We start from the raw sequence: 26,004 nt of genomic DNA on the forward strand, positions 1-26,004 counted from the left end.
CATTCACACGCCACGAATGATATCTTACTATTTATTTTCCCAAATGTCAACAGGTTTTGATAAATTTATTATATATTTCTGTAAATTTCTTATATCTATTTTTCAGATAATTTTATATCGCCCTAACATCTTTCTAAGGATTAAACCTTGACAAAAATGTCTGAAGTCTCGGTGTTTTAGGATGATTAAAAATCTCTTCCGGAGTCCCCTGCTCTGTTATGGTTCCTTCATTAAAAAAGGCCACCCGGTCTGCAATTTCTTTCGCAAAATCCATTTCATGAGTAATCAGCAGCATTGTCATGTCACTTTCAAGAGCTATTTCTTTGATTACTTCTAAAACCTCACCTACAAGCTCCGGATCCAAGGCGGAAGTGGGCTCATCAAATAACATAATATTAGGTTTCATGACAAGTGCCCTGGCAATGGCAACTCTCTGCTTCTGCCCGCCGGACAACTGAGCCGGATAAACATCCAGTTTATCCCCCAATCCAACCTTTTCCAGCATTTCTTCCGCCTGAAGCCTTGCTTCCTTTTTTGAAAGTCCAAGCACTGTCACCGGAGCCTCCATCACATTTTTCAAAACTGTCATATGGGGAAACAAATAAAAGTGCTGAAAGACCATGCCAATACTTTTTCTCATCTCTCTAAGATGTTTTCCATTTGCTTTCACAAGCTTTCCATTTACTTCTTCATGCCATAAGCCTTTGCCTTCCACTTCTATGGTTCCGGAATTTGGTTCTTCCAATGTCATCAACAACCTTGCCAACGTTGTTTTTCCTGAACCGCTGGGGCCTATTAAGGCCACCTTCTCTCCTGGATAAATATCAAAATCTATGTCTTTTAATACTTCCAGTTCTCCATATGCCTTTGTAATATTTTTATAACTGACAATTGGTGTCATAATCTGCTCCTTTCCATAGTTAATCAACTACTTTTCCCCAGCCGGACTTCCAGTTTCTTAATCAGCTGCGAAGAGGGATAACTTAACAGGAAAAATACAGCTCCTACAATGGTAAATCCCTCCAGATATCTGAAAGAACCAGCCCCGATTATTTTAGCTGTCTGTAATATTTCAACCAGAGTTATGGCGGACAACAGGGGAGTTTCCTTGAACATTGTAATCAGATAGTTGCCTATCACCGGAATAATAGGGGGTATAACCTGAGGCAAAATTATTTTTGTCCATGCCTGAGGCTGTGAAAAATTCAGAGCCTTTACAACTTCCCACTGGCCCGCGGGAACAGCCTCAATTCCACTCCTGAACACCTCTGATAAGTAAGTGCTGTAATGAATCCCCAATCCCAGAATACCGGCTGTAAAAGGTTTAAAAGTTACCCCAAACTGAGGAAACACGTAAAAAATAAAGTAAAGTTGTACCAAAAGAGGTGTATTTCTTATAAACTGTACAATTCCTTTTACGACAAGGGATACAGCCTTTATGTCCGCCCGGATTAAAATGGATAAAATCAATCCCAAAAATAAGGCAAGTAAAAACCCGAAAAATGTTGCACTTACCGTAATTTTTAAAGCTGCCAGTATTTGAGGGAGTATAGAAAACGCGTAATCCCAGTTCCACATATTAAACTCTCCCTTCTGAAACTTTTTGCTCTAATAATTTCATTCCTTTGGACAGTGGCAGTCCAATTATGAAATATAGAATCAAAAGCATACTGTAGACTTTAGTAGTCTCAAAGGTGGTAGCATTCAGAATGTTGGCCTGGTAAGTCAAATCGGTTAGTGTAATCATTGAAACCAAAGAAGTACTTTTTAGCAGCTCTATAAGCTGATTGCCCAAGTTAGGAATCATCATTACAAATGCCTGAGGTATGATGACTCTTCTCATCCGCTGAGTTTTAGTCATGTTCAGAGCAATACATGCTTCTGTCTGGCCACTCGGCACAGCTTGTATGGCACTTCGGACAATTTCAGAGCAATATGCGCCAAAGTTCAATCCTATAGCCAGAATCCCGGCTGTAAGTGCCGAAAGTCTTATGCCGATCATGGGAAGTACAAAATACATCCAGAATAACTGAACCAACAGGGACGTCCCGCGGAAAATCTCTATATATACACTTGAAATGAAACGAACCATTTTATGTTTGGACATTCGTGCTAACCCTGATATAACTCCCAATACAAGTGCCAGAACAGCTGCTGAAAATGTGACCTGGAGGGTAACCTTTAAGCCAACCTTAGCCAGAGAAACAAATATTTCATATGTACTCAAACATTCCACTCCCTTCTTTCCCGAATATTCATTACTTAATCACGTCCTCCACCGTTATATCTCCTGGAAGTTCTTCTTCTGTAAATCCAAAGGGTTGAATAATTTCAAGTAATTCTCCAGAATCCTGTAATCTTTTAAGCTCTTTATTAAATGCTTCAACAAAGTCTGTGTCGTCTTTTCTGAAAGCGGTAGCTCCATATCCCCTGACACTCTTCCCGTCTATAACAGGCTGTGTAAAATCAATCACACGCTCAATATCCGAATCTCCTGCTGTATCCAGTGTCTCCTGCAAGGACGGTCCTGTTGCTGTAATAACATCCACACGTCCTGCCTGCAGGGCTGCAAGAGCAGATGGCATGTCCGGCACTGTTACAAGTCTGTCTTCCGGTACACCAACAGCAACCAGATAATCATATTCGATTGCCCCGCCCGGTATGGCAACAGTAGCAGTTTCATGTTCTGCTATATCCTCATAGCTGTGTAAATCCAGAGGATTTCCCTTCTTCACGGCAATCGCTTCCCCTATACTGTACTCAGGGTTTGCAAAGCTCACGTCGGCTGCCCGCTCTGGGGTAATAAACATGCCCGCAGTAACCATATCAAACCGCTTTGCCTGCAGTCCGGGAATCAAAGAACCGAACTCTGTCAGCACACCTCTCATCTCACCAATACCCAGATTTTCAAGAACCGTACGGGCAACCTCAACAGCTTCCCCTGTCAGCTCTCCTTCCACGGTCTGATAAGCATATGGTTTTTCATTGGCAAAGCCAATCGTTACATAGCCTTCTCTCTTTGCTTTTTCAAGTGTAGTTTCACCTGCCTTGCTATTGGATGTGCCATTTTGATCCCCAGAATCCCCACAGCCAGTAAAAGAGAACCCAACCATGCTTACTGCCAGCAACATGAGACAAATTTTTCTTACGTTTTTTGTTTTTGAGTAAAAAGTACCCATAACATCTCTCCTTTCTGATATCTCTGCATAGATAAACCAAATTAAATATGCTAAAAATATAGTTAAGAGCATTATTAAAAAACGCTTACAGCACTTATTCAATTTTATTTAGTTGGATTTTAATAATACAAACAGGGCTGTAAGGCCCAAAAGAAAAACAAACGTATTAATTTAAGTCTGAGTAAATAAATCAAGGATTTATTTACTTGAAAGAATAGTTAGTTATAATTCTGTTTCACACGCTTACGAGGTTAGCTGTCGGGTTCGGTTAGAAACTTCCCTATGGTTTGCTGCGCAAACCAATTCACCCCAGAAAATGGTTCCCCCGTTTTCCTTTTGGAAATTCAGCAAAAATTAATTCACTGAGTTTTTTATGCTCTGGTAAAAGGGTAACATATATCAAAAGTCATGTCAACCCGATGCCGCCGCAAAACCTTTGTTCGCCTTTTATTCAAAATAAAATGGATAGTTATACCCATAACATTTCATAATAAGAGAATAAGACAATGGACAATGAAAGGAATGGTTTCAGTGAACTTCATAAAAAGAAAAAAACCTCCCAGACAGATTCAGAAAAACAAGCATGACTCAGAGACCAAACTCCGCTCCTGCGCTTTCTTGGCACCGGAAGATTTATTTAGTCTTCTATCAGCCCCGCAATCCGGCCTCACAAATAGTGAAGCTGAAAACAGGCAGGAAGAATTCGGAAGGAATGTTATTACCATAGGTAATAAAAACACATTGCTTCATAGGTTGAGGGAAGCAGTCATCAATCCCTTCAACGTCATTTTACTTCTTGTTGCTGTTGTTACGTATTTCACGGATGTCGTAGCATCTAAAAAACCTGACTATCTCACTGTCATTATTATTTTGTCGCTGGTATTTCTGTCAAGTTTTGTTGCCTTTGTGCAAAGCCAGCGTTCCAATGCGGCGGCTGAAAAACTATCTCAAATGATCTCCAACAAAGCGGATGTCTGGCGGGATGAAACGCTGGCCGACATTCCTATGGATGAGGTAGTCCCCGGAGATATTGTGCGGCTTTCCGCAGGCGATATGATCCCTGCAGATGTGCGTTTTTTAACCACAAAAGATACTTTTGTTGCCCAGGCGGCGCTGACCGGAGAGTCCAATCCAGTGGAAAAGTTCAGCAGTATATGCAGCAAAGAGGATGACGCATTAACTGATTTACACAATATCGGTTTCATGGGATCCAACATTATAAGCGGAAGTGCCACAGCTATTGTACTAGCCACCGGAAACAATACGTATTTTGGTTCAATGGCCAAGTCCTTGTCTGGTGACCGGGCAAAAACCAGCTTTGAGCGCGGTGTGGATTCGGTCAGTAAATTATTGGTCCGCATGATGCTGGTGATGGTGCCCGTAGTATTTCTGATTAACGGCCTGTCGAAGGGTGACTGGCCAAATGCATTTTTTTTTGCTGTCAGTATCGCTGTGGGACTTACCCCGGAAATGCTGCCTGTTATCATGACCTCAACGCTGGCAAAGGGGGCAGTTTCTATGTCCAGGCACAAGGTGATTGTACGCACTCTTGGTGCAATTCAGACGTTTGGTGAAATGGATGTGCTGTGCACCGACAAAACCGGGACATTGACTGAGGATAAGATTATACTGGAAAAGTATATGAACCTTCACGGTGAGGATGACACCCGTATCCTGCGTCATGCCTATCTGAACAGCTATTTCCAAACCGGACTTAAAAATCTGATCGATATTGCCATCATTAACCGGGCCGGTCAGAACGGGCTTTCTAATATCCTGGATGCTTACAGCCGCGTAGACGAAATCCCTTTTGACTTTTCGCGCCGCAGGATGAGTGTGGTTTTAACCGATAAAAACGAAAAACGGCAGCTTATCACAAAAGGAGCCGTAGAAGAGATTCTGGCGATTTCTTCCTTCGTGGAAATCAACGGACGTGTCCTGCCAATGGACGGGGAGACACGGCAAATGGCACTGGATACCTACGAAAAGTACAACACCGAAGGATTAAGGATGCTGGCCGTAGCGCAGAAAAATGAGGTTCCAGGCAGTGGTTCTTTCGGAGTGGCGGACGAAAGAGATATGGTTTTGATTGGTTTTGTAGGTTTTCTTGACCCACCAAAAGAAAGTGCTAAAACTGCAATCACCGCACTTCGGGAACACGGTGTAAGAACGGTTGTCCTCACCGGAGACAGCGAAGGAGTGGCTGTAAAAGTTTGCGGCAAAGTAGGTGTGAACGCTTCCCGTCTTTTTACGGGACACGACATTGAGCAAATGGATGACACCGCACTTCTGGATGCGGTAAAGAATTGTGATTTGTTCGCCAAGCTGTCCCCTTCTCAAAAAGAACGGGTGGTAAAAGCCTTCCAAACAGCAGGGCATACGGTTGGCTATATGGGTGACGGTATTAATGATGCACCGCCCCTGCATCAGGCTGACGTGGGTATCTCTGTTGACAGTGCCGTAGATATCGCCAAGGAAACCGCAGATATCATCCTGCTCAAAAAGGATCTTATGGTACTTGAAGAAGGCGTCATTGAAGGCCGCCGCACCTTCGGCAACATCATAAAGTATATCAAAATGGCAGCAAGCGGAAATTTGGGCAATATGATTTCGGTCATCGCGTCCAGCATCTTCCTTCCGTTTCTGCCGATGCTGCCAGTGCAAATACTAACGCAGAACCTCCTGTGTGATTTTTCACAAATGGGAATGCCCTTCGACAGTGTAGATAAAGAATATATCCAGAAGCCCCGTAAATGGGAAACAAAATCGATTAAATCCTTTATGGCATTCTTAGGGCCAGTCAGCTCTGTCTTTGATATTTTATGCTTTGCTGTAATGTGGTGGGTAATTAAAGCAAATACAGTGGATTTATCCCCATTGTTTCAATGCGGATGGTTTGTATTTGGGACTGTATCACAAGTGTTGGTCATCCATATGATCCGCACTGCTAAAGTTCCTTTTCTGCAAAGCATGCCATCCACACCCCTTTTCTTATCTACATTTATTGTTGCAGCGGCAGCGCTTATAATAAGCTTTAGCAACTTTGCAGTTGGCCTCGATATGATGCGGCTTCCAGTTTCATTTATCCCATGGTTAGCGCTAATATCAGCAGGTTATCTCCTATGCGTACAATTTGTCAAGAGAATTTATGTGCACCGGTATGGAGAATGGATGTAATACAAAGCTAAAAACCCCAGGATGACTCTTCTGTTCATCCTGAGGATTTTTGTTTTATTTCTAAAGCTTTTTCCTATTTCATATTTCCCGGAAATCTCGGGATTCCATCAAATCCAGCCTTCAAGTCAGCATCTGTGGGCACATAGTCTTCCATGACACCGTCATGGAATTTTTCATATGCTACCATATCAAAATACCCGGTTCCTGTGAGTCCAAAGAGTATAGTTTTCTCTTCTCCTGTTTCTTTACATTTCAAAGCTTCGTCAATTGCCACCTTAATTGCATGGCTGCTTTCTGGTGCAGGCAGTATTCCTTCTACTCTGGCAAATTGCTCTGCCGCCTCGAATACGGATGTCTGTTCTACAGAACGTGCTTCCATGTATCCGTCATGGTAGAGCTGTGATAAGGTTGAGCTCATTCCGTGATACCGGAGACCACCTGCATGGTTTGCGGATGGAATAAATCCACTTCCCAGAGTATACATTTTTGCCAGCGGGCATACCATTCCTGTGTCGCAGAAATCATATGCGTAAACACCGCGTGTCAGGCTTGGGCAGGATGCCGGTTCTACAGCAATAAACTGGTAATCTGCTTCGCCTCTGAGTTTTTCACCCATAAACGGTGAAATCAAGCCTCCAAGATTAGAACCGCCTCCTGCACATCCAATGATGATATCAGGCTTGATTCCATATTTATCCATTGCAGCTTTGGCTTCCACACCGATTACAGACTGATGCAGAAGCACCTGATTCAAAACACTTCCCAATACATATCTGTAGCCTTCCGTTTTTGTTGCCACTTCCACCGCCTCAGAAATGGCACAGCCCAGACTTCCTGTGGTTCCAGGATGCTCCGCCAGGATTTTCTTTCCGACCTCTGTTGACTCTGATGGTGACGGGGTAACACTTGCCCCATATGTGCGCATCACCTCTCTGCGGAATGGCTTCTGCTCATAAGAGCATTTTACCATATATACCTTACAGTCCAGTTCTAAATAGGAACATGCCATGGATAATGCTGTTCCCCACTGTCCCGCTCCGGTCTCTGTAGTCACGCCTTTCAGGCCCTGTTCCTTTGCGTAATAAGCCTGAGCAATGGCAGAATTCAGCTTATGGCTTCCACTCGTATTATTCCCCTCAAACTTGTAATAAATCTTTGCCGGAGTCTGTAATTTCTCCTCCAGGCAGTACGCCCTCACCAGCGGCGCCGGACGGTACATTTTATAAAAATCACGTATTTTCTCAGGAATCTCTATTAAACTGTTGTCATTATCCAGCTCCTGTTTTACAAGCTCCTCACAGAATACAACGCTCAGCTCTTCTTCTGTCATCGGCTGTAATGTCCCCGGATTCAAAAGGGGGGCAGGCTTATTCTTCATGTCGGCACGTACATTGTACCATTCTCTTGGCATTTCACTTTCTTCCAGATAAATTTTATAGGGAATCTTGTTCTCACTCATATAAAAATCTCCTTTCTCTTTTACCGGGATAAGTAGATTATAATTTCCTGTTACATAAAAAAATACCCTTATCCCTCACAATAAACTATTGCAGGGACAAGAGTATGAATCATCAAAACTCCTGCGGTGCCACCCAGCTTGATGCATCCTGTGCATCCTCTCATGCATACTGGCATATGCCGACTTTATTAACGGAGTACTCTCTCCGGCTCACCTACTGAATCCTTCAGTTCGCCCTCAGAAGCCCATTCCCAAATATCTTCTCCTGCCGCAATCCCACCGCCTGCAGCTCTCTGTTTGGTAAGTATAAAAGGTACTTGCTCTTCCTCATAGGTTTAAAAAGACTTTAGCATGGTAAATTAAAAATGTCAACAGTTTTATACTATAATTTATTGATATCTCTTATAGTATAAAATTGTTGACTTCATTATACGAGCTTTTATATAATTTTTATTATGCAATCTTTGCTTTTGCAACATCAGCCAGTGTAGCGAATCCTTCTTTGTCGCTTACTGCCAGCTCTGCCAGCATTTTTCTGTTCATATCAACATCAGCCAGCTTCAGCCCATGCATAAACTTGCTGTAGGACAGACCGTTCATTCTTGCAGCCGCATTGATACGTGCAATCCATAATTGTCTCATCTGACGTTTACGCTGTTTTCTTCCTGCATAAGAAGATGTGAGTGCTCTCATAACAGACTGTTTTGCAACTCTGTACTGTTTGGAGCGTGCGCCTCTATATCCTTTTGCTAATTTTAAAGTCCTGTTATGTTTTTTCTTAGCGTTCATTCCGCCTTTAATTCTTGCCATTTCTTAATCCTCCTTCATCCACTTCCAAATCTTAAAGATATGGTAATACTTTCTTCATGTTTTTTACATTTGTAGCATCTGTGATAGCCGGCTGTCTAAGATTTCTTTTTCTCTTGGCAGACTTCTTGGTTAAGATATGGCTTTTATATGCTTTGCTTCTTTTCAGTTTTCCTGTACCTGTTACTTTAAAGCGTTTTGCTGCCGCTCTATTTGTTTTGATTTTTGGCATGATAATTTCCTCCTTCATTGTGCGCTTGACTTGGGTGCCAAAACACCCGTAGATTTATTTTTAACGTTTTTCAGTTAAAACCATGCTCATATTTCTGCCTTCTAATTTTGCTGGTTTTTCTACAGACGCAACGTCTTCCAGCAAAGCGGCAAAATCGTCTAGAATGTGCTTACTCTGATGTATATGCGCCATCTCTCTTCCGCGGAAACGCAAGGTTACTTTTACTTTATTGCCTTTTGTAATAAACTTCTTGGCATTGTTCACTTTCGTAGTCAAGTCATTGGTATCAATATTCGGTGATAGACGTACTTCCTTCAATTCGACAGTCTTCTGCTTTTTCTTGGCTTCTTTATCCTTGCGTGTCTGCTCATATTTGTACTTGCCATAATCAATAATCTTGCAGACCGGTGGTTTCGCCATCGGTGCAATCTTCACCAAATCAAGCTCTGCATCCATAGCCATCTTCAAGGCATCCTTGGATGACATGATTCCTAATTGTTCCCCATCCTCACTGACCAAACGGACTTCCTTGTCTCTGATCTGCTCATTAATCATTAAATCGCTAATTGTCGTATACCTCCGTTAAATGAATTTCCTCTAGCTTCCTTCTGCGAAAGAATCAAAAACTTCCCCAGGACTTTCCTGAAAACAGGAAAGAATCCTCATTACATAAAAAAAAGAGTGAACACTCTCCACTCGTATCTTGGCATACATACTTTCCCACTGGAAAACTATGTGAACGCTTCAATATCAAACCAATAGTCACCCAATTGTGCTATGGTGAGAGTGGATACTCTGCTTTGTTTTTGCTTCACGCAAAATATAAGTTATCATATTTTCCGATAAATGTCAACATATTTTCCGGTAATATTTAATAACGTCTATTATAAATTTAAATTCTGCCGCTTAATAAAAGCACTGCCGGGCAGGTGCCGGACCTTATATCCGCCTCCCCGCCCAGGTTTTATTGTCTGCCGGTTCTTAACGCTCATTTCCCATGAAGAAAATCGCTACAACACCAGGACCTGTATGGCTTCCGATTACTGTGCCTATATTGTTAATCAAAACTTCTTTTGCCCCCAGCTTTTCCTTTGCAAGGCCTGCTACGTACTCGGCATCTTCGATACAGTCACCATGTGTAATCATGACTATCTCGTTTTCCCAGCCTTTTGATTGGGCTGCTGCCATATCTACTATCTTATTCAGGGATTTCTTTCTTCCCCGTTCTTTCGCAATTACCTGTAACTTACCTTCGTTATCCACATGAATAATGGGCTTGATCTGCACCATAGTCCCTACAATTGCAGTAGCCTTTGACACCCTTCCCCCGCGGTGCAGGTGATTCAGGTCATCTACAGTGACATTATGGCAGATATGAAGTTTGTTCTCTTCCACCCACCGGGAGATTTCGTCAATGTTCTTTCCTTCTTCTTTCAGCTCAAGCACTTTGTAAAGGAGAAGGCCTTCCCCCAGACACGCACACAGCGTATCAATAATAATAATCTTTGCCTCAGGATATTCTTCCGCAAGTTCTTCCCCTGCAATTCTCATACTGTTAAAAGTACCGCTCAGGCTGGAAGAAAAGCCCAGATGAAGAATGTCTTTGCCTTCCTTCAAAAATGGCTCTAAAATTTCCTTTGCTTCCTCAGGATTCACTTGGGATGTGACTGACATATGCCCTTCTCTCAGCTTTGCAAAAAATTCTTTGCCGGTAAGTCCCTGCATATCTGTATAGGTTTCCCCGTCAATTGTATATTTTAAAGGAATAACCTGTACATCCCTCTCCTCTAACCACTCTTTCGGTAAATCAACGGTACTGTTTACTGAAATTACAAATTCTCTCATACCCGTCCTCCTGTATTCCATTTTCCTTATCATACCATCTTTTTCCCTTTTAGGCAAAAATTTTTTAGTCTCAGAAGAGTAGACAATTCCAATTTAATGCCCCCGAATTGCAATCATTCACAGAAAATGATATATTTCTAGTAGGATATTTTGAAAATATCTTATTTTAAGAAAGTGAGGCTATCTCTTTATGAAAAAAATACTCAATAAGACCGGAGGCATCTTACTTTGTCTGCTTCCTTTTATCGCAGGAATCATACTGCAATATATTCTAAGTTTTATCTGTATGCTATTCCAGGCTGTTTTTATGTATTTTGATTCCCCCGGGTTCCAGCTTCAAAATTACATGGACAGCCTGATGACCAGCCATTTTAATACACTTGTTATGTTTTCTTACGGGATAACAGCTGCCCTTTTGATGGGAATATGGTATTTTATATCAGCCGTTCCCCGCCATACGCCTAAACGCAGACCGGGCCAGATTTTCCATGTAAAAACAATCATCGGCATTATTTTGCTGGTTCCGGCCCTGCAGTCCATTATTTCTTATTTTATTAGTTTTATTTCCATATTGAAACCTTCCTGGTATTCTGCTTATGACAGCCTGATGGAAAGTGCGGGAATGAATGATATCACAATACTTCTTGCTCTTTACTCCCTGATTGTTGCGCCCGTCTGTGAAGAATTGATTTTCCGGGGTGTTACACTGCATTACGCACAAAAGGTATTTCCCTTCTGGGCTGCCAACCTTTTTCAGTCGCTTCTTTTCGGGCTGTACCATATGAATCTGATACAGGGGATTTATGCATTTCTGGTAGGACTTTTCTGTGGATATATTTTTCATGCGGGGCAAAGCATATACCTGTCCATAGCGTACCATATACTGTTTAATCTGTGGGGCACCTGGCTGTATCAGCTCTTTTACACAGGAGACAGCCTCCTGATTCACGCCATACAGTTTACCGCTGCTTTACTGGCAATGGGATACGGACTTCTTTTGTGCAAAAAAGGAGCTCCCTCCAGGGAGCATCCTGATAAATTCTCATTACTGTAATTTTACGTTTAAAAAGTTTCTTCCCGATAAAGTTTTATTAAAAGCAAGGAAACAGATTACTATAATACAGCCGATGATGAATCCTATTCCGTTAAAACATGCTGTCAATATCAAAAGCTGAAGGCGCATGAATTTTAATGCATATCCCAGTTCAAAGTTAGGCTGTGTATAATTTGCAACCGCCACAAAGGCCATATATAGCATGATTTCTGCGTTAAACCATCCTGATTTTACGGAAAACTCGCCCATAACAAGACCTGCAATCACACTTAGAGGCATACTGAGCATAGTCGGTGTACTTAGTGCAGCAAGCCGCAGCCCATCTATGGATAACTCTAGTATCAGTAATTGAAAAATCAAAGGAATATTAACTGTATCTTTAACTGCTACAAAAGAAAATATATCTGGAAGCCATTGAGGATTTTGCATAAAAAATAGAAACACAGGCGTTAAAAATACAGTAAGAAGAGTAACTAACACTCTGGTTATTTTTAAATAAATCCCTGTCATTGAAGGGAAATAATAATCATTGGCTTCTTCAATCATATCCAGGATAGATGTGGGTAAGATCATTGCAGACGGTGAATTATCCACCATAATTACAACCTTTCCCTCCAACAGACATGCGGCAGCCGTATCAGGTCTTTCTGTAAACTTAAATTTGGGGAAAGGGTTAAACCACTTTCTTTTAAACATTGCCTCTGCCAATGTCTGCTGGTTCATCCGCAAATCATCTACCTGAAGCTGGTTGATACGGTTCCGGACATTTTTCAGCAGCTCCTGATCTACCCTGTCAGACATATAGCAAAGTGCAATATCCGTTCTGGTCGTCTGCCCTGCTTCTGTCATCTCCATAATCAGGTGGGGATCCCTGATACGTCTTCGCATCAGTGCTGTATTAAATACAATCGTCTCAACAAACCCGTCTCTTGAGCCGCGGAGGGATTTGTCCTTGTCCGGTTCCGTCACACTTCTTGCCGGATAGGTCCGGCAGTCAATGGCAATACATACCTCATACCCTTCGATAAACAGACAGGTGATTCCAGACAGAACATTTCGCACTACCTGGTCAAAGCTGGAAATAATGTCCACCTCAACGTAGGGAATATATTTCTGCGAAAATGAAGTTGCATCCTTTGGCATATCCTTATCTTTTATAGCGAAGAATGTAGTCATAATCTTCAGCATAGTCTCATCCTTCATGAATCCGTCAATAAAATAAAAGGATGCTGACTTCCCGCCAACTATCATATCTCTTTGGATTACATCAAAACTTTCCTGCACCGGCAGGGTCTGATTCATATATTCAATATTTGCCTGAAAAGAACTGCCAACCTTTTTCGTACTTTTCTCAATCATAAATAAATACCCCCTTGTAAAGCGGACATTCGCAATCCGCTATGCTGCTTGCTTATGGATATAATACCCAAAGCCTGCCAAATTATAAGCATATTTTGAAAAGAGGAGTATTCGGTTAATAAGGCCGTATGGCCTGTCATTTTTATCTTCCAGCCTGAGTGGTGCTTCCGAAGCCGCCGTTTCTGACTGCCACAGCATCGTCATCTACTGTAATTCCATATTCTACGAATATGCCCTGCATGAAGCCTTCTCCTTTACCAATATCCACGGTTTTTTCTTCTTTGGTGTCATTGGTTATTTTGGAGAACATATGGCCTTCATTGTCAGAGTAAAAATAATCACTGTCTATGATTCCCACTGTGTTGTTTAACTGCAATCTATACTTGAACCCAAGTCCGCTTCTCGGATAGCATTTCAGTACCCAGGCTTCTTCCATTTCTGCACGGATTCCGGTAGGTACCTTGATTGTCTCGCCGGGCTGTAATACCAGACGGACCGGGGTATAAAAATCATAGCCCGCGGAACCGGAGGTTGCCCTTTTCGGGAGCTTAATATCCTCATATATTTTCTGGATTTCCGCCTCGTCTTCCGGCCCGAATGTATCTATCCAATCCTTTTTAAATTGTTCAAGACTTACTTTATGAAATTTTGCGATTCTCTGCATGGTGTCTCTCTCCTAATGAAATTTCTCAGTCTTCTCTGCAGCCTCTTTTATTTTTAAGAATCGTGCAGCACGATTTTCTGATTGCCAAGGCTGTCCTGTACATTAATTACTTTTTGGTTCCCACTGCCTTTCCAGTGAAGCTTTGTATCTTTCTGGTCAATTTCAAACTTTCCGTCTACTACTACATCCAGATATTTCATAACAGACAGGTCTTTGATTTCATCCCACTCATATCCTGTGTAAAGCCACTGGGTTTTATCCGGAAACCTTTCCGAGATTTCCTTTGACAGTTTTGTAATACAGGCTCTGTTGGAAACAAACAGCGGATCTCCTCCGCTGTATGTTATGCCACTTATATAGTCTTTTTCAAGCTGCTCAAATAATTCTTTTTTCGCTTTCTGATCAAATATAAGTCCTCCGTCAGGGTCCCATGTGACAGGATTATGACATTCCCTGCATCCATGGGAGCAGCCTGCTACCCAGAGAACGACCCGCAGTCCATCACCGTTGAGCATATCGTCTTTTGTAATGTTGTGATACTGCATGCTACATACTTTTCCTTTCTGCGATTTCCGCCATCTTGGCGTCATTAAGCCTTGTGTCTCCTTTTACGCGGGAATAAGATAAATACCCGTTCATTCTGTCTATCTTTGTCAGATTTTTACTGCCGCACTGCGGACATATATCCATATCCAGTTCTTGATGACCGCAGTCATCACAATAGGAAAGAGAAAGGTTTACCCCTTCATAATATCCTTTTGCCATAGCCCGTCTGACAAGGGATTTCACAGCTTCTATATTATAATTAATAGGATACTTAACATATTGAATCTTGCCGCCGTTGCTCAGATTCCAGAACCGTCCTTCCAAATCCTGCTTCTCAATTGGTGTAAGATCCTCACTTACATGGCAATGGAAGCTGTTGCTTACGTATTCTCTGTCAGATACATTTTCTATAATTCCATATTTTTTACGGAACTGCTGCACCTGCACCCCGCAGAGATTTTCAGCAGGTGTACCGTAGATGGCATACAGATGTCCGTCTTCCTTCTTAAATGCATTGATTCTATCATTAATGAAAGTCAGCGTATCCAGTGCGAAGGCTCCGTCCTCCGCCAGGGATTTTTGGTTGTGAAGCTGCTGCAGCTCGTTTAAAGCCGTAATACCAAAAGATGCTGTTGCTGCTTTGAGGAGAGGCTTTATCTTATCATATAGCCCTAAATTTCCTCCATAGAAACCACCCTCACAATATGCCAGAGGATTGGTGGACGCCTTTAATTCTCCCAAATAAGCATAAGTTCTCTGGTGAAGCTTTCGGATCAGGTTCAGATAATAGTCCAGAACCTCAAAAAACGGCTTGCTCTCCTGCTGGGCTTTTGCATATATCATAGGCAGGTTCAGGCTGATGGCCCCGATGTTAAATCTGCCCACAAATACCGGCTCATCCTTCTCATCTGCCGGCTCCATGCCCCCTCTTTCATACCACGGGGACAAAAATGCCCTGCAGCCCATAGGACTGATAATCTTGCCGTATTTTTTATATATGCTTGGCACATATCCCTCTCCGCTCAGACTGAGCCAGTCAGGATACATGGTCCTTCTGGAGCATTCAATTCCTGCTTCAAACAAATCTTCCAACGGTTTTCCCGGACCATGAAGGTTCTCATCGTATAAAAATACGATTTTTGGAAAAAGAACCGGCTTTTTATGTCCTTCCTTGCCCTGCCCTTTTCGGCGCACTTCCAGCATTTTAAAGGTTGCCAGCTTGCCATATATACTAGTGCGTGTCCCGGCTGTTACTGTAATAAACGGATAGTCCCCGCGGCTGGAAGAAACAGAATTGAACTTGTATTCCCATCCCTGGAATCCCTGCTCCATCTCCCGCTCCAAATCTTTCCATGCAATCTCTTCCGCTTTTTCCTGTGAAAGCCCCAGGCCACTGTATTTTTCAAGCAGGCGCTGATGAGATCTTTCCGCATATGGCTCCAGAATCTCATCCACACTTGGTACAGTAAAACCTCCATACTGCTGGCTTGCTGCACTTAAAACAATATCTCCGATAACGTCAAAGGCTGTATCCAGCGTCTTAGGTTCGTTATACCACAGGTTTCCCATCTCAAATCCACCGCTTAATACACTTTTTACGTCAAAAAGACAGCAGTTCATTGTATCTCTTCTGGCAGACATATCATGAATATAAATATAACCTTCACGAATTGCCTGTATCTCCTCTACCGTAAGGAAAAACTTCTTGTATAATTCCTTGTTCAGTTCATTAAAAATCAGGCTTCTCTTTGTAGATACAAGGGCACTGTCTGTATTGCTGTTCTCTTTATCCCCTATATACATGATAGACTGGCTCTTTTTATACACCTCGTCTAACATCTGTACGAAATCCTGCTTGTAGTTCCGGTAATCCCTGTAACTTTTCGCTACAACCGGATTCACTTTTTCCAGAGCGCCCTCCACTATATTGTGCATCTCTGCAATAGGGATATCTGCAATATTCATAGAGTTTGCTTTTTCCTCTACAAACTGGCAGATATAATCCAGCTCCTGGTCTGTAAATCTGATTAAAGCGCGGTAAGCTGACTTATTTACTGCTACCACTACCTTCTGTACATTAAAATCCTCTTTTGTCCCATCCTTTTTTATAATCCTTAACATGGCTGACTCTCCCTTCTAGTTGCTATTTTTCTATATTTAGTGTTTGCCGCTCTTGCAACAAACTATATAATGTATCGGTACAAATAATACTACCACTTTACAGCATACAGAGTCAATACAGAAACTTTCACAAAAAAAGGGGGTTTTTTCTAAGGAAATTTTGTTCTATAAAAACAATGGGCGTATTACCGCCATTTCCAGATCATCCCACCTTGATTCACCTTTAATCTAAATTTTGGGCACTCCTGCCAGAGTGCCATCTACCAGATACATATCCGCTGCCCACTCCATCCCCTTCTGATTCTGCGCCTGGAGACAATTGTAAATCTGCCTTACACTTTCTTTTAGATTTTGAGCATAAGTAATTACATGCCGTCTTCCGGCCTCTGGAAAATCATCCACCGCGGCTACCTGAACGCGCAGCTTTAGGCGGCGTACCGCATCCGATACCGCCGCCCCATTTTCTCTGTCACCGCAGATGACAGCCTGGGGAATTTTGTCCCCGCAGGATTTCATATAATCCAGAATAAACCGGCTGCCTGTCTTCTGGTACTTCCAGGGAAGATGCAGAAACACCTTCTGCCCCCCGGACTCTTTCAGATAAGCCTTCTCCCGCCTGGAAATACTATAAATATCTTTCCGGTCCCATCCCGCATATCCGATATCAGAATATCCCAATTCCTTCAGTGTATGATAAATAACTTGAATGGCCTTGTCATTATCCAGTGCCACACAGTCCGCATAAGGAATTCCTTTGTCTGTATCGAAAAAAACCATGTTCATTCCAAGAGCCCGGAGCCTTTTCAGCTTTTCTACGTCCACCGGAAGATCCTCCAGCCACACCGCCACATTTTGAAGCCCTCTTTTGTACAGCCTGTACAGACAGTTCTCCAGGGATTCTCTGTGAGGCTTTTCCACATAAAGGAGCATGGAACCTTCCTGCTCCGCATACATCTGAAAATGTGCAATAAATTCTGAGAAAAACGGATTCTTTGCCGGGGCAATGAGCACAATCATATCCATGTTGCTGGCAGTTCCATAGTTGTGGAAACAAATTCTCGTGCCGCTGCCCACTTCTCTTATAACCAGATTATCCTGTTCCAAAAGCTCCAGTGATTTGCGCAGAGTAACCCTGCTTACATCCAGCTCCTCCGCCAGAATGCGCTCTGCAGGTATTCTTTCGCCCTCCTGGTATATGCCATTGAAAATAGCATCGCATATCCTGTTTTTTACATTAATATATAAATTTTCTTCACTCATACAAATCATTATAGCCTCTAGGAATGATTTTTGCAAACAAACAACTCTTTATTTCTTGGATACAGTTCTTTATAAACCTGATATCTTTCCTCATATATTTTTTGATTCTCTGTATTAGGTATTACTACATCCTCACTGAGGCGGATAATTTTACTGCAGGCTTCCTCATAGGAGGAATACCCTTTTGTTCCTACCGCTGCCGTGATAGCTGCCCCAACACACGCCTGTTCTTTTCCGGTACTTGTATAGATTTCCCTTCCAAACATATCTGCCTGGATCTGGCGGAACAAAAGTCCTCTTGCACCACCTCCCGATGCAAGAATACGCTGGTACTCTACACCCATATCCCGAAAAATCTCCAGAGAGTTTTTCAATCCGAAGATAATTCCCTCCATCGTACTTCTAATCAAATCTGCTTTTGTATGTTTTAAAGTAAGTCCCATATAAATTCCCCGGGCATCCGGATCATTATAGGGGGTTCGCTCTCCGCTGAGATAAGGCAGGAAAAGAAGGCCGCCGCTTCCCACAGGAGAGGTTTGCGCCAAAGCAGTCATTTCATCATAAGACTGCATATCCAGGATATTGTTCATCAGCCATTTCAGTGCTACTCCGCCGCTTAAATTAGCGCCCATCAAAAGCCATCTGTCCTCCCGTATATGACAGAATGTATTTGTCCGGTATTTCTGGTCATATAAAGGCTCTGAAAGAGAGCAGGAAAGCTGGCTGGCAGTCCCGATATTGGAAGAAAGTGTTCCTGGAGATACGATGCCATTTCCCACGGCCTGCATAAAAGTATCACCGCCTCCGTATACAAGCTTTGTTCCGGCACGCAGCCCTGTTTCCTTCTCTCCCGCAGGGGTCACCTCACCTGCAATCTCATAAGCCTCATGACATGGAAGGAAGAACTCTCTTTCCAGCCCAAGCCTGTCAATGAACTCCCATGCCCATTGTCTGTTTTTCGTATCAAAAATAGCTGTGCCTGAAGCATCAGACACATCGGTCCCCAACTCTTGACACATTTTATAGCGGAGATAATCCTTTGGAAGCATCACTTTAGAAATATTTGCGTAGGTTTTTGGTTCATGCTTTTTTACCCACATCAGAGAACTAATCAAAAAACCGGTGCTCACTGAATTCAGAGATGTTTGTTTATATTCTTCCTCTGGTATCACAGAATAAATGTCCCGGATTTCTTCTCCGCTGCGCTGATCAGCCCATATAATTGCATCTCCAAGAAGATTTCCGTTTTTGTCAAGCATTACCAGGCCATGCATCTGTCCGGAGTATCCAATTCCTTTGATAGAATCCCTGGCCTCCGGATAATTCCCAAGAAGCCTTTGGATTGTTTTACAGGTAGCCTGCCAGAGCAGGTTCATGTCCTGCTGGGCATATTGCTGCTCTGGTTTTATAATATCGTACCCTTCCTGTGCGGTTCCTAAAATCTCCCCGTCTTCTTTCATTAATAGAGATTTCACGCTGGAAGTCCCCAAGTCTATTCCCATATAATAGTGCATCTTTTCCCCCTTGTCTCTACATACTTGTAGATTCTAAATCCAGCCGTTTGATAATGTCTTCCTGAATATCTGGTGATAAATCCAGGAAATTTACAAATGTTCCATGTATCCTCATAATATACACTCCGCTCGGTGCATATTTCTTTTGATTTGCCAGTACTTTTCTGAGCATTCCAGGTGTTGTCACATTCACATACAGATAGAATGGAGATATGCCTTCTTTCTGCGGATTATAAAACAGCGGATTTATAATTTTATCACGGAACTCAAGTCCCTTGCCTTCAAAATCGGTTGTCTTGAAATAATTTGGATTGATTCCCAAATGAGACGCATAGCCTCCGTTCATCTTTTCAAAAGGAAGCCTCATATTAGACAGTATCCTGAAGCCCAATCCCTGATGCGCTTCCCCATACAGCGGGTCCACACCGTAGCCTAACTGCTCTCTGGCTTTTCTTCCGTCTGGTGTAGCTCCCACCCAATATCCATACAGAAGATGGGTAGATGGGGTAGCCCAGTCTGCCCGGAATGGGTTGCCTAAATAGTTCTTTCTGGATGCAACCATGTCACTGACCCGGTTTGCAATCTCTGCTGCCTCATTATCCACTTCCGCTATATGATTGCCAAACTTAGGAGCAGTCAGAAGGTATTGCTGCATTTCAGCATCATTTTCAAAATTTGTCCGCAATGCTTCTATCAGCCGCTCAGCGTCCTGGGGGCGCTCTTTCAGTAAAGTATCAATTGCTGCAAAAGAATCTGCAAGTACGGACAATCCATGAATCAAACATCCGCTTCCATTATATTTGGTCCCCTGTTTCTTTGTATCCCTGGTATCAATGCCGCTTTCCACGCCGCCCATCATGGTTGATAAAAATGGAACCTGGAGAAGTCCAATTGCCTCAGATGCGGCGTTTGCGGAGGCAGCCATTTTATCCACGTATTCCTCTAAATTATGGTAAAATATCTCTCTGATATTCTCAAGCACTGCTTTTTTGTCTGTATATCCCAGCTCTTCATCGCTCTTGCCAAATTTTTTGCCGGTAATGGTGGATACGCCTCCGTTTAAAGACAGCTCCAGTATTTTCCCCAGATTCAGCCAGCTATTTGTTGTATTGCCGTTGTCTTTCCCCATAATCAGAGGCTCCTGGCAGCCTGCCACGGAATAGTCTTCCAAATCTTCCGGGCTTACCCCGCTTACATTCTGAAGTACAGGGAAAACAGCATCATCATTAAAGAGCGAAGGGGTCAGGCAGCCGGGTGTAAAGAAAAATCTGCCCAGGCTCTCATATAATTCCTGAGGTGTATTCTTATGCAGCTTTACAGAAAGTATAGGCTGTGGAAGATTCATGTCATAATATGCATCCAAAAGAGCATAGGAAGATAAACTTGTCATATCTTCTCCTGTATTTGTTTTTCCTCCGATGATCAGATTCTGGGAAATTGCCCAGCTCCTGTCCGCCACATTGAAAAATACAAGCAGATGCTTAAACAATGCCGCAGCCGTCTCTCTGTCTGTCTGCTCCATTGCACGGTATGGTTCAAAAATCCTGTCTGCATTTCCAACTGAGAATGCAAATGGGTTCGGAGCCTGCTCCAGGCACATCGTCTGCCAGATTAAAAGGAAAGACTGGATGGACTCATACAAGTTCTTTGCGCCTTCTTTCGGAACTTTTCTTAGTGTTTCCGCCATCAGAGAATACCGGGGCTTTTCCTGGGGGGCCGCTTTCTCATATTTTTCCTGTGCCAGCTCTGCATATCTTTCTGCCAAAATCAGCACTGTATCTAAGGCAATATCCATTGCCTGGAAGTAAACCTTTTTTTCCTCATCCGTTTCCTTTTCCTTATTCCGGCGTATCACATCTTTTACACCCTGTACTCCGTATTTTAATAAAGGACGCACATCTGGAATTAGGTGTCCCGTTACCTGTTCAATAAAAAAGATAGCCTCGCTTGTACTGTCTCCCGCTATATCATAAGCTTTGCGCAGTGTGTCAGCAAACTGTGTTTGATTATTATACTCCTTCAGGCTGTCAATTCTCTCCTGGGTGATGTCTCCTATAGGATCAATGTCCCCAAATACTGCCACCGGGTCACAATATCCGCTGAAAGAATCTACAGTAAAAGCTGGGTTAATCAATGCATAAGACCGTGCAAATGCATCGTCCTGTGTACCGGCAAACATATGGTAATCGCTGATCCACAGGGGCAGTTCTCTTGCAACTTCTCTCAGTGTCTTAGCGATACGGATGGAGTCAGGTTCATTCTTAAACTCCTCATCGCACCGTCTCATGGTCTCCTTCGCCAGAAACCATCCTTCCAAGTGGTCAATACTTCTTTCCTCCTGAAATCTCTTCTTCGCCAAATCCGTAATCTTTTGGGCTGATAATTCATTTTTCAACATCTTTTTCCCTCCATCTTTTTAATTCTTTCTTTTTCTACATTCATAATAAGTTACTTTCAGTATCTGCTGGCACATGTTTTCTTGAACTACTATTATTCAGGAAATATATGCTAAGTACGCATATATTTCAGCCCACCCTCCGCAATTGCCTCTCTGAACTGCTTTACCGTCTCATCACTTACATGGGCCTTCTCTGTCATTTTGTACTCCCATCCGCACTGATTCCATTTTTCTTTTCCAAATTCATGATACTGCAATATCTCAAAGGTTACGTTTTCTCCATTTATAGACCTGAAAAATTCCAGAAATTCTTTTTGATCCCCCGCACTGTCATTGACACCCCCTATCAGAGGTACTCGAATATGTACACAGGGATGGGTTTCGGCGGCTTTTCGTATGTTCTCCATAACCCATTCATTTGAAACTCCTGTTACCTGGCGGTGTTTCTCCTCATCACACGATTTACAGTCCATGATCAGCTGACTTATATATGGAAAACATTCCGGCAGACGGGGATGTGTTCCATTTGTCTCTAAGGCCGTGTGTATTCCCTCTGCCCGCAGCCTTTTGAGCACCTCTAAAAGTTCTGTAAACTGTACCGTAGCCTCACCTCCCGTAAAGGTGACACCCCCTCCATCATAGAACATAAGGCGATTGGAAAGCACTTCTTTTACCAGTGTATCTGTATCCATTTCCTCATAAGAAAGGCGGATTCCTTTCGTCCGGTGCTTTGTGATACACTCGCGGCCTTTGCAAAGCCGGCATACATCCCGGTCCAGCTTTCCATCGCGAATCGCATGATAAGGACAGACTTCCTCTAAAAGCCACTGCTTATCTGTTACCAGCACCCCTTCCGCCTTCATTCCCTCCGGATTGGAACACCAGGGACATTTCATATTACAACCCTGAAGGTGGTAAACCAAGCGGTTTCCAAAGCCATCCTGGGAATAATTAAAGCCCTTTTGAAAAATCTTCATAATAGTTTCCTCTTTCTGTTCACCGCGACAATCCTCTTCTAATTGGTATTATATATTAATACCAATAAATTGTCAATATAGAGCAAAAGATTAATTATCAAAACTTACTCTTCTGCCTCTATCTTCTGATCACTCTCACATGGAATGTATTGAGCAATATCCTGTATATTACAATTTAGAATGTTGCACAAATCATTGATAGTCACCGTACTGATTGGACTATTTTTTCTTAGCCTGTTGATGGTCGAACTTGATATGCGGTACTTCTTAATTAGTGTGTAAGTTGACTCATCCGAATTCTGTAGTGTTATCCAAAAAGGACTATAATCAATCATATGCACCCTCCCTTTTAATAGGATATTATCCACTCTCTGGGTTGACTATAGTCTATTTAACGACTATAATATCTTTAGGGAGTGATTCAATATGAAGCCAAATATGAATTTAGAGCAACAAAAAAGGTTTTGGGACTTTATTTTTATGGATGATTTCGAATTTTACGATATGTATATTGCCGGGTTGCCCGAGGAGGCTCAGGAAAGGTTCTTTAATGAAACGCCTGACTTTTTTTCTGATTACATCAACAGATCTAAAAAAATTGATTTAAAAGAAGATAAGATTTATCAGAATATTATGCTTAAAATTCAAAATATAAAAGAATAACTCTTCAACAAAATCGATAGGGGAAGAACGATTCTGTAGGGGTATATAAACGGCTCCGCCTTCCCTGCAGAATTACTCTTCCCTATCTTCTAATTTATATTAACATAAATTGTCACTCAACGCTTCGTTATTATCATTTCTATTTTAAGAAACCTGAATAATAGTCAGGTTTGCCTGAATAGCTGATTCACCGTAATTAACAGGCGCGCCAGTATTATTGAAAAGACTAAACGTAGTTGGTGTATTAGTCACTGTAATCAAAGCACTTCCATTTAATTGCAGTGTTACTATTGGTTCAGGTGATGAGGATAAAAAAGTACCTGAACCTCCCGAAATGATTCTTATTCCGAAAACAACGGAAGTCTCTGCTTGTGCACCATCTGCATTGACCCACCAGGAAACATAATAATTTCCCGCTCTATTGATAAAGAAGGTTCCGATCCCTGCATTATAAAGGACATCAGGGGAAGGGGAATTAATCGTAGTATCAAACAGAATATTACTATTGTTGTTAACCGTACCGCTGCTGCTACCCTGAAGCTGCACCTGCAGCCCTGAGAGGGCTACGCTGTCTCCGATTGGTCCGGTGGGTCCTGTTGCCCCTGTCGGGCCGGTTGCTCCATCTGCTCCTGTTGCGCCGGTTGCTCCATCTGCTCCCGTTGGGCCGGTTGCTCCATCTGCTCCCGTTGGGCCGGTTGCTCCGGTCGAACCTGTCACTCCAGCTGCTCCTGTTGCGCCTGTGGCTCCTGTAGGACCTGTCGGCCCGGTTGCCCCATCTGCTCCTGTTGGGCCGGTTGCTCCGGTCGGACCTGTCACTCCATCTGCTCCTGTGGCTCCTGTAGGACCTGTCGGCCCGGTTGCCCCATCTGCTCCTGTTGCGCCTGTGGCTCCTGTAGGACCTGTCACTCCATCTGCTCCCGTTGGGCCGGTTGCTCCATCTGCTCCCGTTGGGCCGGTTGCTCCATCTGCTCCCGTTGCGCCTGTGGCTCCAGCTGCTCCTGTTGCGCCTGTGGCTCCGGTTGGACCTGTCACTCCATCTGCTCCTGTTGGACCGGTTGCTCCATCTGCTCCTGTTGCGCCTGTGGCTCCAGCTGCTCCTGTTGCACCGGTTGCTCCATCTGCTCCTGTGGCTCCAACTGCTCCTGTTGCACCCGTTGGGCCAGTTACTCCAGCTGGACCTGTCGGGCCTGTCGGGCCGCCTGGAGTAGTATCCTCTATTGTAACAATTGCAGATCCTGGTGTTACCACAATGTCCAGTGTAGAGGACTGAAATGTTAAGTTATCACCTAACCCTACTGTTGCCGAGCCAATTGGACCAACTACATTAAAAAGTGTTGTTCCTGGTTCTACAACACCTGTTGCTCCGGTGGGACCTGTCGGGCCGGTTGCACCAGTAGGACCAGTTGTTCCATCTGCTCCCGTTGCTCCTGTCGGGCCTGTAGGACCGATTGCTCCATCTGCTCCCGTGGGGCCTGTTGCCCCTGTCACCCCCGTTACACCTGCCGGGCCGGTTGCTCCTGTCACTCCCGTTGCTCCCGTGGGGCCAGTTGCTCCTGTCACTCCCGTTACACCTGCCGGACCGGTTGCTCCTGTCACTCCCGTTGCTCCCGTGGAGCCGGTTGCTCCAGTCGCTCCCGTGGGGCCGGTAGGTCCTGTAGGCCCACCTGCGGGACCTGTTGGACCTGTTGGACCTGTTGGACCAGTCGGACATATGGGTTTTGGACGGCAACAGCATGGATTACATCCACAAAAATTGCAGTTGCACTCATTGTTACAACTTTGTTGTAATATATCTTCATTTTTATTCATGATTTTACTCCTTTTACTAAAACTAATGTTGTTCTAGTATAGTATATACGCTGCATATACTATTGGTTATTTCTAGACTTTTGCCTCTGTATTTTACATACAGTCCTCTGTCGAAACATTAATCGTAATGCCGTGAGAAACAAGGCCGACTGTATCAAATGTCGTTGGAGTTCCATTATTTAATGCGATAGTTAAGTACTTCTTAAATTATATGAAAAAGACAACATTGCACAGAGATTAAACTCTTCAGATTTGTTGCACCATATTCCTCTGACTTATGTAGAGGGCAGTGCCGAAGCAATGCCCTCTTTAGTTCATTATTGTTTTTCATTTTAGGTCAAACCTATTTGCTGTATAACTAGAACGGCACCAGACCCACTACTTAATTCTAAAGTTGCTGGTTCACCAAGGACAGCTAATGAAATAGTATCCCCTGCTGCCAGTGTAACAAAGAATTCTGTTGAGGTACTATTAATATCGCCACCCACGTCAACAATAGATGCAAGATTTACTGTGCCATTAATGAGAATTTCACTTGCAAAACTGTCTGCAGTAACGATATTGACATAATATGCAATACGGTATAGACCTGCCTCATTAACTGTAAATACGGTATTGGAACCATCAACTGTAATTTCTGGAGACAATGTTTGTTGATCCGGTAGTGGAATAACTGTAGGCGGATCCAAAACAATGGCTATGCTATCACCCGCATTATTTTGGGCAAATCCTATGACAGGATCAATAATTGTACCTGTTGGGCCCGTTGCTCCATCTGCTCCCGTTGGACCTGTTGCTCCATCTGCTCCTGTTGGACCTGTTGCTCCGTCTGCTCCCGTTGGACCTGTTGGGCCCGTTGCTCCATCTGCTCCCGTTGGACCGGTTGCTCCGTCTGCTCCCGTTGCTCCTGTCGGGCCGGTTGCTCCATCTGCCCCCGTTG

Annotated in this window: 23 protein-coding genes and 1 riboswitch; of the genes, 3 read left to right on the top strand and 20 right to left on the bottom strand. The window is 43.3% G+C overall.

Features of this window, described 5'->3' with window-relative positions; translation table 11 throughout:
* Positions 1–133: 133 nt before the first annotated feature.
* From ehuA to ehuB, 4 genes are read right to left on the bottom strand one after another with little or no spacing between them, the layout of a single operon-like run.
* Complete coding sequence (gene ehuA / locus A8805_RS05915) at positions 134–901, bottom strand: ectoine/hydroxyectoine ABC transporter ATP-binding protein EhuA (protein WP_109709748.1); 768 nt, start codon at positions 899–901, stop codon at positions 134–136.
* Between the two features lie 23 nt (positions 902–924).
* A complete protein-coding gene (gene ehuD, locus A8805_RS05920) occupies positions 925–1,578 on the bottom strand; it encodes an ectoine/hydroxyectoine ABC transporter permease subunit EhuD (protein WP_109709296.1) in 654 nt (217 codons plus the stop codon).
* A 1-nt stretch (position 1,579) separates the two neighbouring features.
* Positions 1,580–2,227 (bottom strand): ectoine/hydroxyectoine ABC transporter permease subunit EhuC, encoded by a 648-nt coding sequence (ehuC, locus tag A8805_RS05925; protein WP_109709297.1) that lies wholly within the window; start codon positions 2,225–2,227, stop codon positions 1,580–1,582.
* A 31-nt stretch (positions 2,228–2,258) separates the two neighbouring features.
* The gene (ehuB, locus tag A8805_RS05930) at positions 2,259–3,179 is read right to left on the bottom strand and encodes an ectoine/hydroxyectoine ABC transporter substrate-binding protein EhuB (RefSeq protein ID WP_109709298.1); all 921 of its coding nucleotides are present in this window, start codon (positions 3,177–3,179) and stop codon (positions 2,259–2,261) included.
* A 225-nt stretch (positions 3,180–3,404) separates the two neighbouring features.
* A riboswitch (cyclic di-AMP (ydaO/yuaA leader) is annotated at positions 3,405–3,539 on the bottom strand.
* 153 nt (positions 3,540–3,692) lie between these two features.
* Here ehuB and mgtA point away from each other — a divergent pair.
* A complete protein-coding gene (gene mgtA, locus A8805_RS05935) occupies positions 3,693–6,356 on the top strand; it encodes a magnesium-translocating P-type ATPase (protein ID WP_181392751.1) in 2,664 nt (887 codons plus the stop codon).
* Between the two features lie 73 nt (positions 6,357–6,429).
* Here mgtA and A8805_RS05940 read toward each other — a convergent pair whose 3' ends face one another.
* From A8805_RS05940 to A8805_RS05960, 5 genes are all read right to left on the bottom strand, one after another.
* Complete coding sequence (locus tag A8805_RS05940) at positions 6,430–7,815, bottom strand: TrpB-like pyridoxal phosphate-dependent enzyme (RefSeq protein ID WP_109709299.1); 1,386 nt, start codon at positions 7,813–7,815, stop codon at positions 6,430–6,432.
* A gap of 453 nt (positions 7,816–8,268) precedes the next feature.
* Complete coding sequence (rplT, locus tag A8805_RS05945) at positions 8,269–8,625, bottom strand: 50S ribosomal protein L20 (protein WP_109709300.1); 357 nt, start codon at positions 8,623–8,625, stop codon at positions 8,269–8,271.
* Positions 8,626–8,656: 31 nt separating this feature from the next.
* Positions 8,657–8,854, bottom strand: coding sequence for a 50S ribosomal protein L35 (rpmI, locus tag A8805_RS05950; protein WP_109709301.1), 198 nt, complete (start codon positions 8,852–8,854; stop codon positions 8,657–8,659).
* A 60-nt stretch (positions 8,855–8,914) separates the two neighbouring features.
* The gene (infC, locus tag A8805_RS05955; protein ID WP_109709302.1) at positions 8,915–9,409 is read right to left on the bottom strand and encodes a translation initiation factor IF-3; all 495 of its coding nucleotides are present in this window, start codon (positions 9,407–9,409) and stop codon (positions 8,915–8,917) included.
* Between the two features lie 426 nt (positions 9,410–9,835).
* The gene (locus A8805_RS05960; protein WP_109709303.1) at positions 9,836–10,699 is read right to left on the bottom strand and encodes a DegV family protein; all 864 of its coding nucleotides are present in this window, start codon (positions 10,697–10,699) and stop codon (positions 9,836–9,838) included.
* A 190-nt stretch (positions 10,700–10,889) separates the two neighbouring features.
* Between A8805_RS05960 and A8805_RS05965 the strand changes: the two genes are divergently transcribed.
* The gene (locus A8805_RS05965; protein WP_109709304.1) at positions 10,890–11,753 is read left to right on the top strand and encodes a CPBP family intramembrane glutamic endopeptidase; all 864 of its coding nucleotides are present in this window, start codon (positions 10,890–10,892) and stop codon (positions 11,751–11,753) included.
* On the opposite strand, the gene A8805_RS05970 is transcribed toward A8805_RS05965, so the two are convergent.
* From A8805_RS05970 to A8805_RS06010, 9 genes are all read right to left on the bottom strand, one after another.
* On the bottom strand, positions 11,745–13,112 hold the full coding sequence (locus A8805_RS05970; protein WP_109709305.1) for a spore germination protein: 1,368 nt from the start codon (positions 13,110–13,112) through the stop codon (positions 11,745–11,747). The two genes, A8805_RS05965 and A8805_RS05970, sit on opposite strands and share 9 nt — an antisense overlap.
* Positions 13,113–13,254: 142 nt before the next feature.
* Positions 13,255–13,776, bottom strand: a complete 522-nt coding sequence (locus tag A8805_RS05975) for a deoxyuridine 5'-triphosphate nucleotidohydrolase (protein ID WP_109709306.1) — start codon at positions 13,774–13,776, stop codon at positions 13,255–13,257.
* Between the two features lie 53 nt (positions 13,777–13,829).
* Positions 13,830–14,321 (bottom strand): anaerobic ribonucleoside-triphosphate reductase activating protein, encoded by a 492-nt coding sequence (gene nrdG / locus A8805_RS05980; RefSeq protein WP_109709307.1) that lies wholly within the window; start codon positions 14,319–14,321, stop codon positions 13,830–13,832.
* Position 14,322: 1 nt separating this feature from the next.
* Positions 14,323–16,443 carry an anaerobic ribonucleoside-triphosphate reductase gene (gene nrdD / locus A8805_RS05985; RefSeq protein WP_109709308.1) on the bottom strand — a complete coding sequence of 707 codons (2,121 nt, stop codon included), beginning with the start codon at positions 16,441–16,443 and terminating at the stop codon, positions 14,323–14,325.
* 228 nt (positions 16,444–16,671) lie between these two features.
* Entirely contained in the window at positions 16,672–17,703 is a 1,032-nt protein-coding gene (locus tag A8805_RS05990; protein ID WP_109709753.1) for a GntR family transcriptional regulator, read from the bottom strand.
* Between the two features lie 17 nt (positions 17,704–17,720).
* Positions 17,721–19,205, bottom strand: a complete 1,485-nt coding sequence (gene xylB / locus A8805_RS05995) for a xylulokinase (protein ID WP_242992294.1) — start codon at positions 19,203–19,205, stop codon at positions 17,721–17,723.
* 28 nt (positions 19,206–19,233) lie between these two features.
* Positions 19,234–21,615: a pyruvate formate lyase family protein gene (locus A8805_RS06000; protein ID WP_109709310.1), complete on the bottom strand. Its 2,382-nt coding sequence runs from the start codon at positions 21,613–21,615 to the stop codon at positions 19,234–19,236.
* Between the two features lie 110 nt (positions 21,616–21,725).
* Entirely contained in the window at positions 21,726–22,592 is an 867-nt protein-coding gene (locus A8805_RS06005; RefSeq protein WP_109709311.1) for a glycyl-radical enzyme activating protein, read from the bottom strand.
* A gap of 104 nt (positions 22,593–22,696) precedes the next feature.
* The gene (locus tag A8805_RS06010) at positions 22,697–22,927 is read right to left on the bottom strand and encodes a helix-turn-helix domain-containing protein (protein ID WP_109709312.1); all 231 of its coding nucleotides are present in this window, start codon (positions 22,925–22,927) and stop codon (positions 22,697–22,699) included.
* A gap of 91 nt (positions 22,928–23,018) precedes the next feature.
* On the opposite strand from A8805_RS06010, the gene A8805_RS06015 reads away from it, so the two are divergent.
* Positions 23,019–23,255 (top strand): hypothetical protein, encoded by a 237-nt coding sequence (locus A8805_RS06015; RefSeq protein ID WP_109709313.1) that lies wholly within the window; start codon positions 23,019–23,021, stop codon positions 23,253–23,255.
* Between the two features lie 144 nt (positions 23,256–23,399).
* Here A8805_RS06015 and A8805_RS06020 read toward each other — a convergent pair whose 3' ends face one another.
* Both A8805_RS06020 and A8805_RS22045 read right to left on the bottom strand, forming a co-directional pair.
* Positions 23,400–25,064, bottom strand: coding sequence for a collagen-like protein (locus A8805_RS06020; protein ID WP_181392752.1), 1,665 nt, complete (start codon positions 25,062–25,064; stop codon positions 23,400–23,402).
* Positions 25,065–25,396: 332 nt separating this feature from the next.
* Positions 25,397–26,004: collagen-like protein (locus tag A8805_RS22045; protein ID WP_181392753.1), on the bottom strand; the 608-nt coding region annotated here is incomplete at its 5' end.

This window comes from Faecalicatena contorta, from assembly GCF_003149105.1.
Classification (GTDB): Bacteria; Bacillota; Clostridia; order Lachnospirales; family Lachnospiraceae; genus Muricomes; species Muricomes contortus_C.

Bases quoted from the DNA above. Each gene is read 5' to 3' on its own strand.
- ehuA (WP_109709748.1), bottom strand. From the start codon at position 901: ATGACACCAATTGTCAGTTATAAAAATATTACAAAGGCATATGGAGAA.
- ehuD (WP_109709296.1), bottom strand. From the start codon at position 1,578: ATGTGGAACTGGGATTACGCGTTTTCTATACTCCCTCAAATACTGGCA.
- ehuB (WP_109709298.1), bottom strand. From the start codon at position 3,179: ATGGGTACTTTTTACTCAAAAACAAAAAACGTAAGAAAAATTTGTCTC.
- mgtA (WP_181392751.1), top strand. From the start codon at position 3,693: ATGAAAGGAATGGTTTCAGTGAACTTCATAAAAAGAAAAAAACCTCCC.
- A8805_RS05940 (WP_109709299.1), bottom strand. From the start codon at position 7,815: ATGAGTGAGAACAAGATTCCCTATAAAATTTATCTGGAAGAAAGTGAA.
- rplT (WP_109709300.1), bottom strand. From the start codon at position 8,625: ATGGCAAGAATTAAAGGCGGAATGAACGCTAAGAAAAAACATAACAGG.
- rpmI (WP_109709301.1), bottom strand. From the start codon at position 8,854: ATGCCAAAAATCAAAACAAATAGAGCGGCAGCAAAACGCTTTAAAGTA.
- infC (WP_109709302.1), bottom strand. From the start codon at position 9,409: ATGATTAATGAGCAGATCAGAGACAAGGAAGTCCGTTTGGTCAGTGAG.
- A8805_RS05960 (WP_109709303.1), bottom strand. From the start codon at position 10,699: ATGAGAGAATTTGTAATTTCAGTAAACAGTACCGTTGATTTACCGAAA.
- A8805_RS05965 (WP_109709304.1), top strand. From the start codon at position 10,890: ATGAAAAAAATACTCAATAAGACCGGAGGCATCTTACTTTGTCTGCTT.
- A8805_RS05970 (WP_109709305.1), bottom strand. From the start codon at position 13,112: ATGATTGAGAAAAGTACGAAAAAGGTTGGCAGTTCTTTTCAGGCAAAT.
- A8805_RS05975 (WP_109709306.1), bottom strand. From the start codon at position 13,776: ATGCAGAGAATCGCAAAATTTCATAAAGTAAGTCTTGAACAATTTAAA.
- nrdG (WP_109709307.1), bottom strand. From the start codon at position 14,321: ATGCAGTATCACAACATTACAAAAGACGATATGCTCAACGGTGATGGA.
- nrdD (WP_109709308.1), bottom strand. From the start codon at position 16,443: ATGTTAAGGATTATAAAAAAGGATGGGACAAAAGAGGATTTTAATGTA.
- A8805_RS05990 (WP_109709753.1), bottom strand. From the start codon at position 17,703: ATGAGTGAAGAAAATTTATATATTAATGTAAAAAACAGGATATGCGAT.
- xylB (WP_242992294.1), bottom strand. From the start codon at position 19,205: ATGGGAATAGACTTGGGGACTTCCAGCGTGAAATCTCTATTAATGAAA.
- A8805_RS06000 (WP_109709310.1), bottom strand. From the start codon at position 21,615: ATGTTGAAAAATGAATTATCAGCCCAAAAGATTACGGATTTGGCGAAG.
- A8805_RS06005 (WP_109709311.1), bottom strand. From the start codon at position 22,592: ATGAAGATTTTTCAAAAGGGCTTTAATTATTCCCAGGATGGCTTTGGA.
- A8805_RS06010 (WP_109709312.1), bottom strand. From the start codon at position 22,927: ATGATTGATTATAGTCCTTTTTGGATAACACTACAGAATTCGGATGAG.
- A8805_RS06015 (WP_109709313.1), top strand. From the start codon at position 23,019: ATGAAGCCAAATATGAATTTAGAGCAACAAAAAAGGTTTTGGGACTTT.
- A8805_RS06020 (WP_181392752.1), bottom strand. From the start codon at position 25,064: ATGAATAAAAATGAAGATATATTACAACAAAGTTGTAACAATGAGTGC.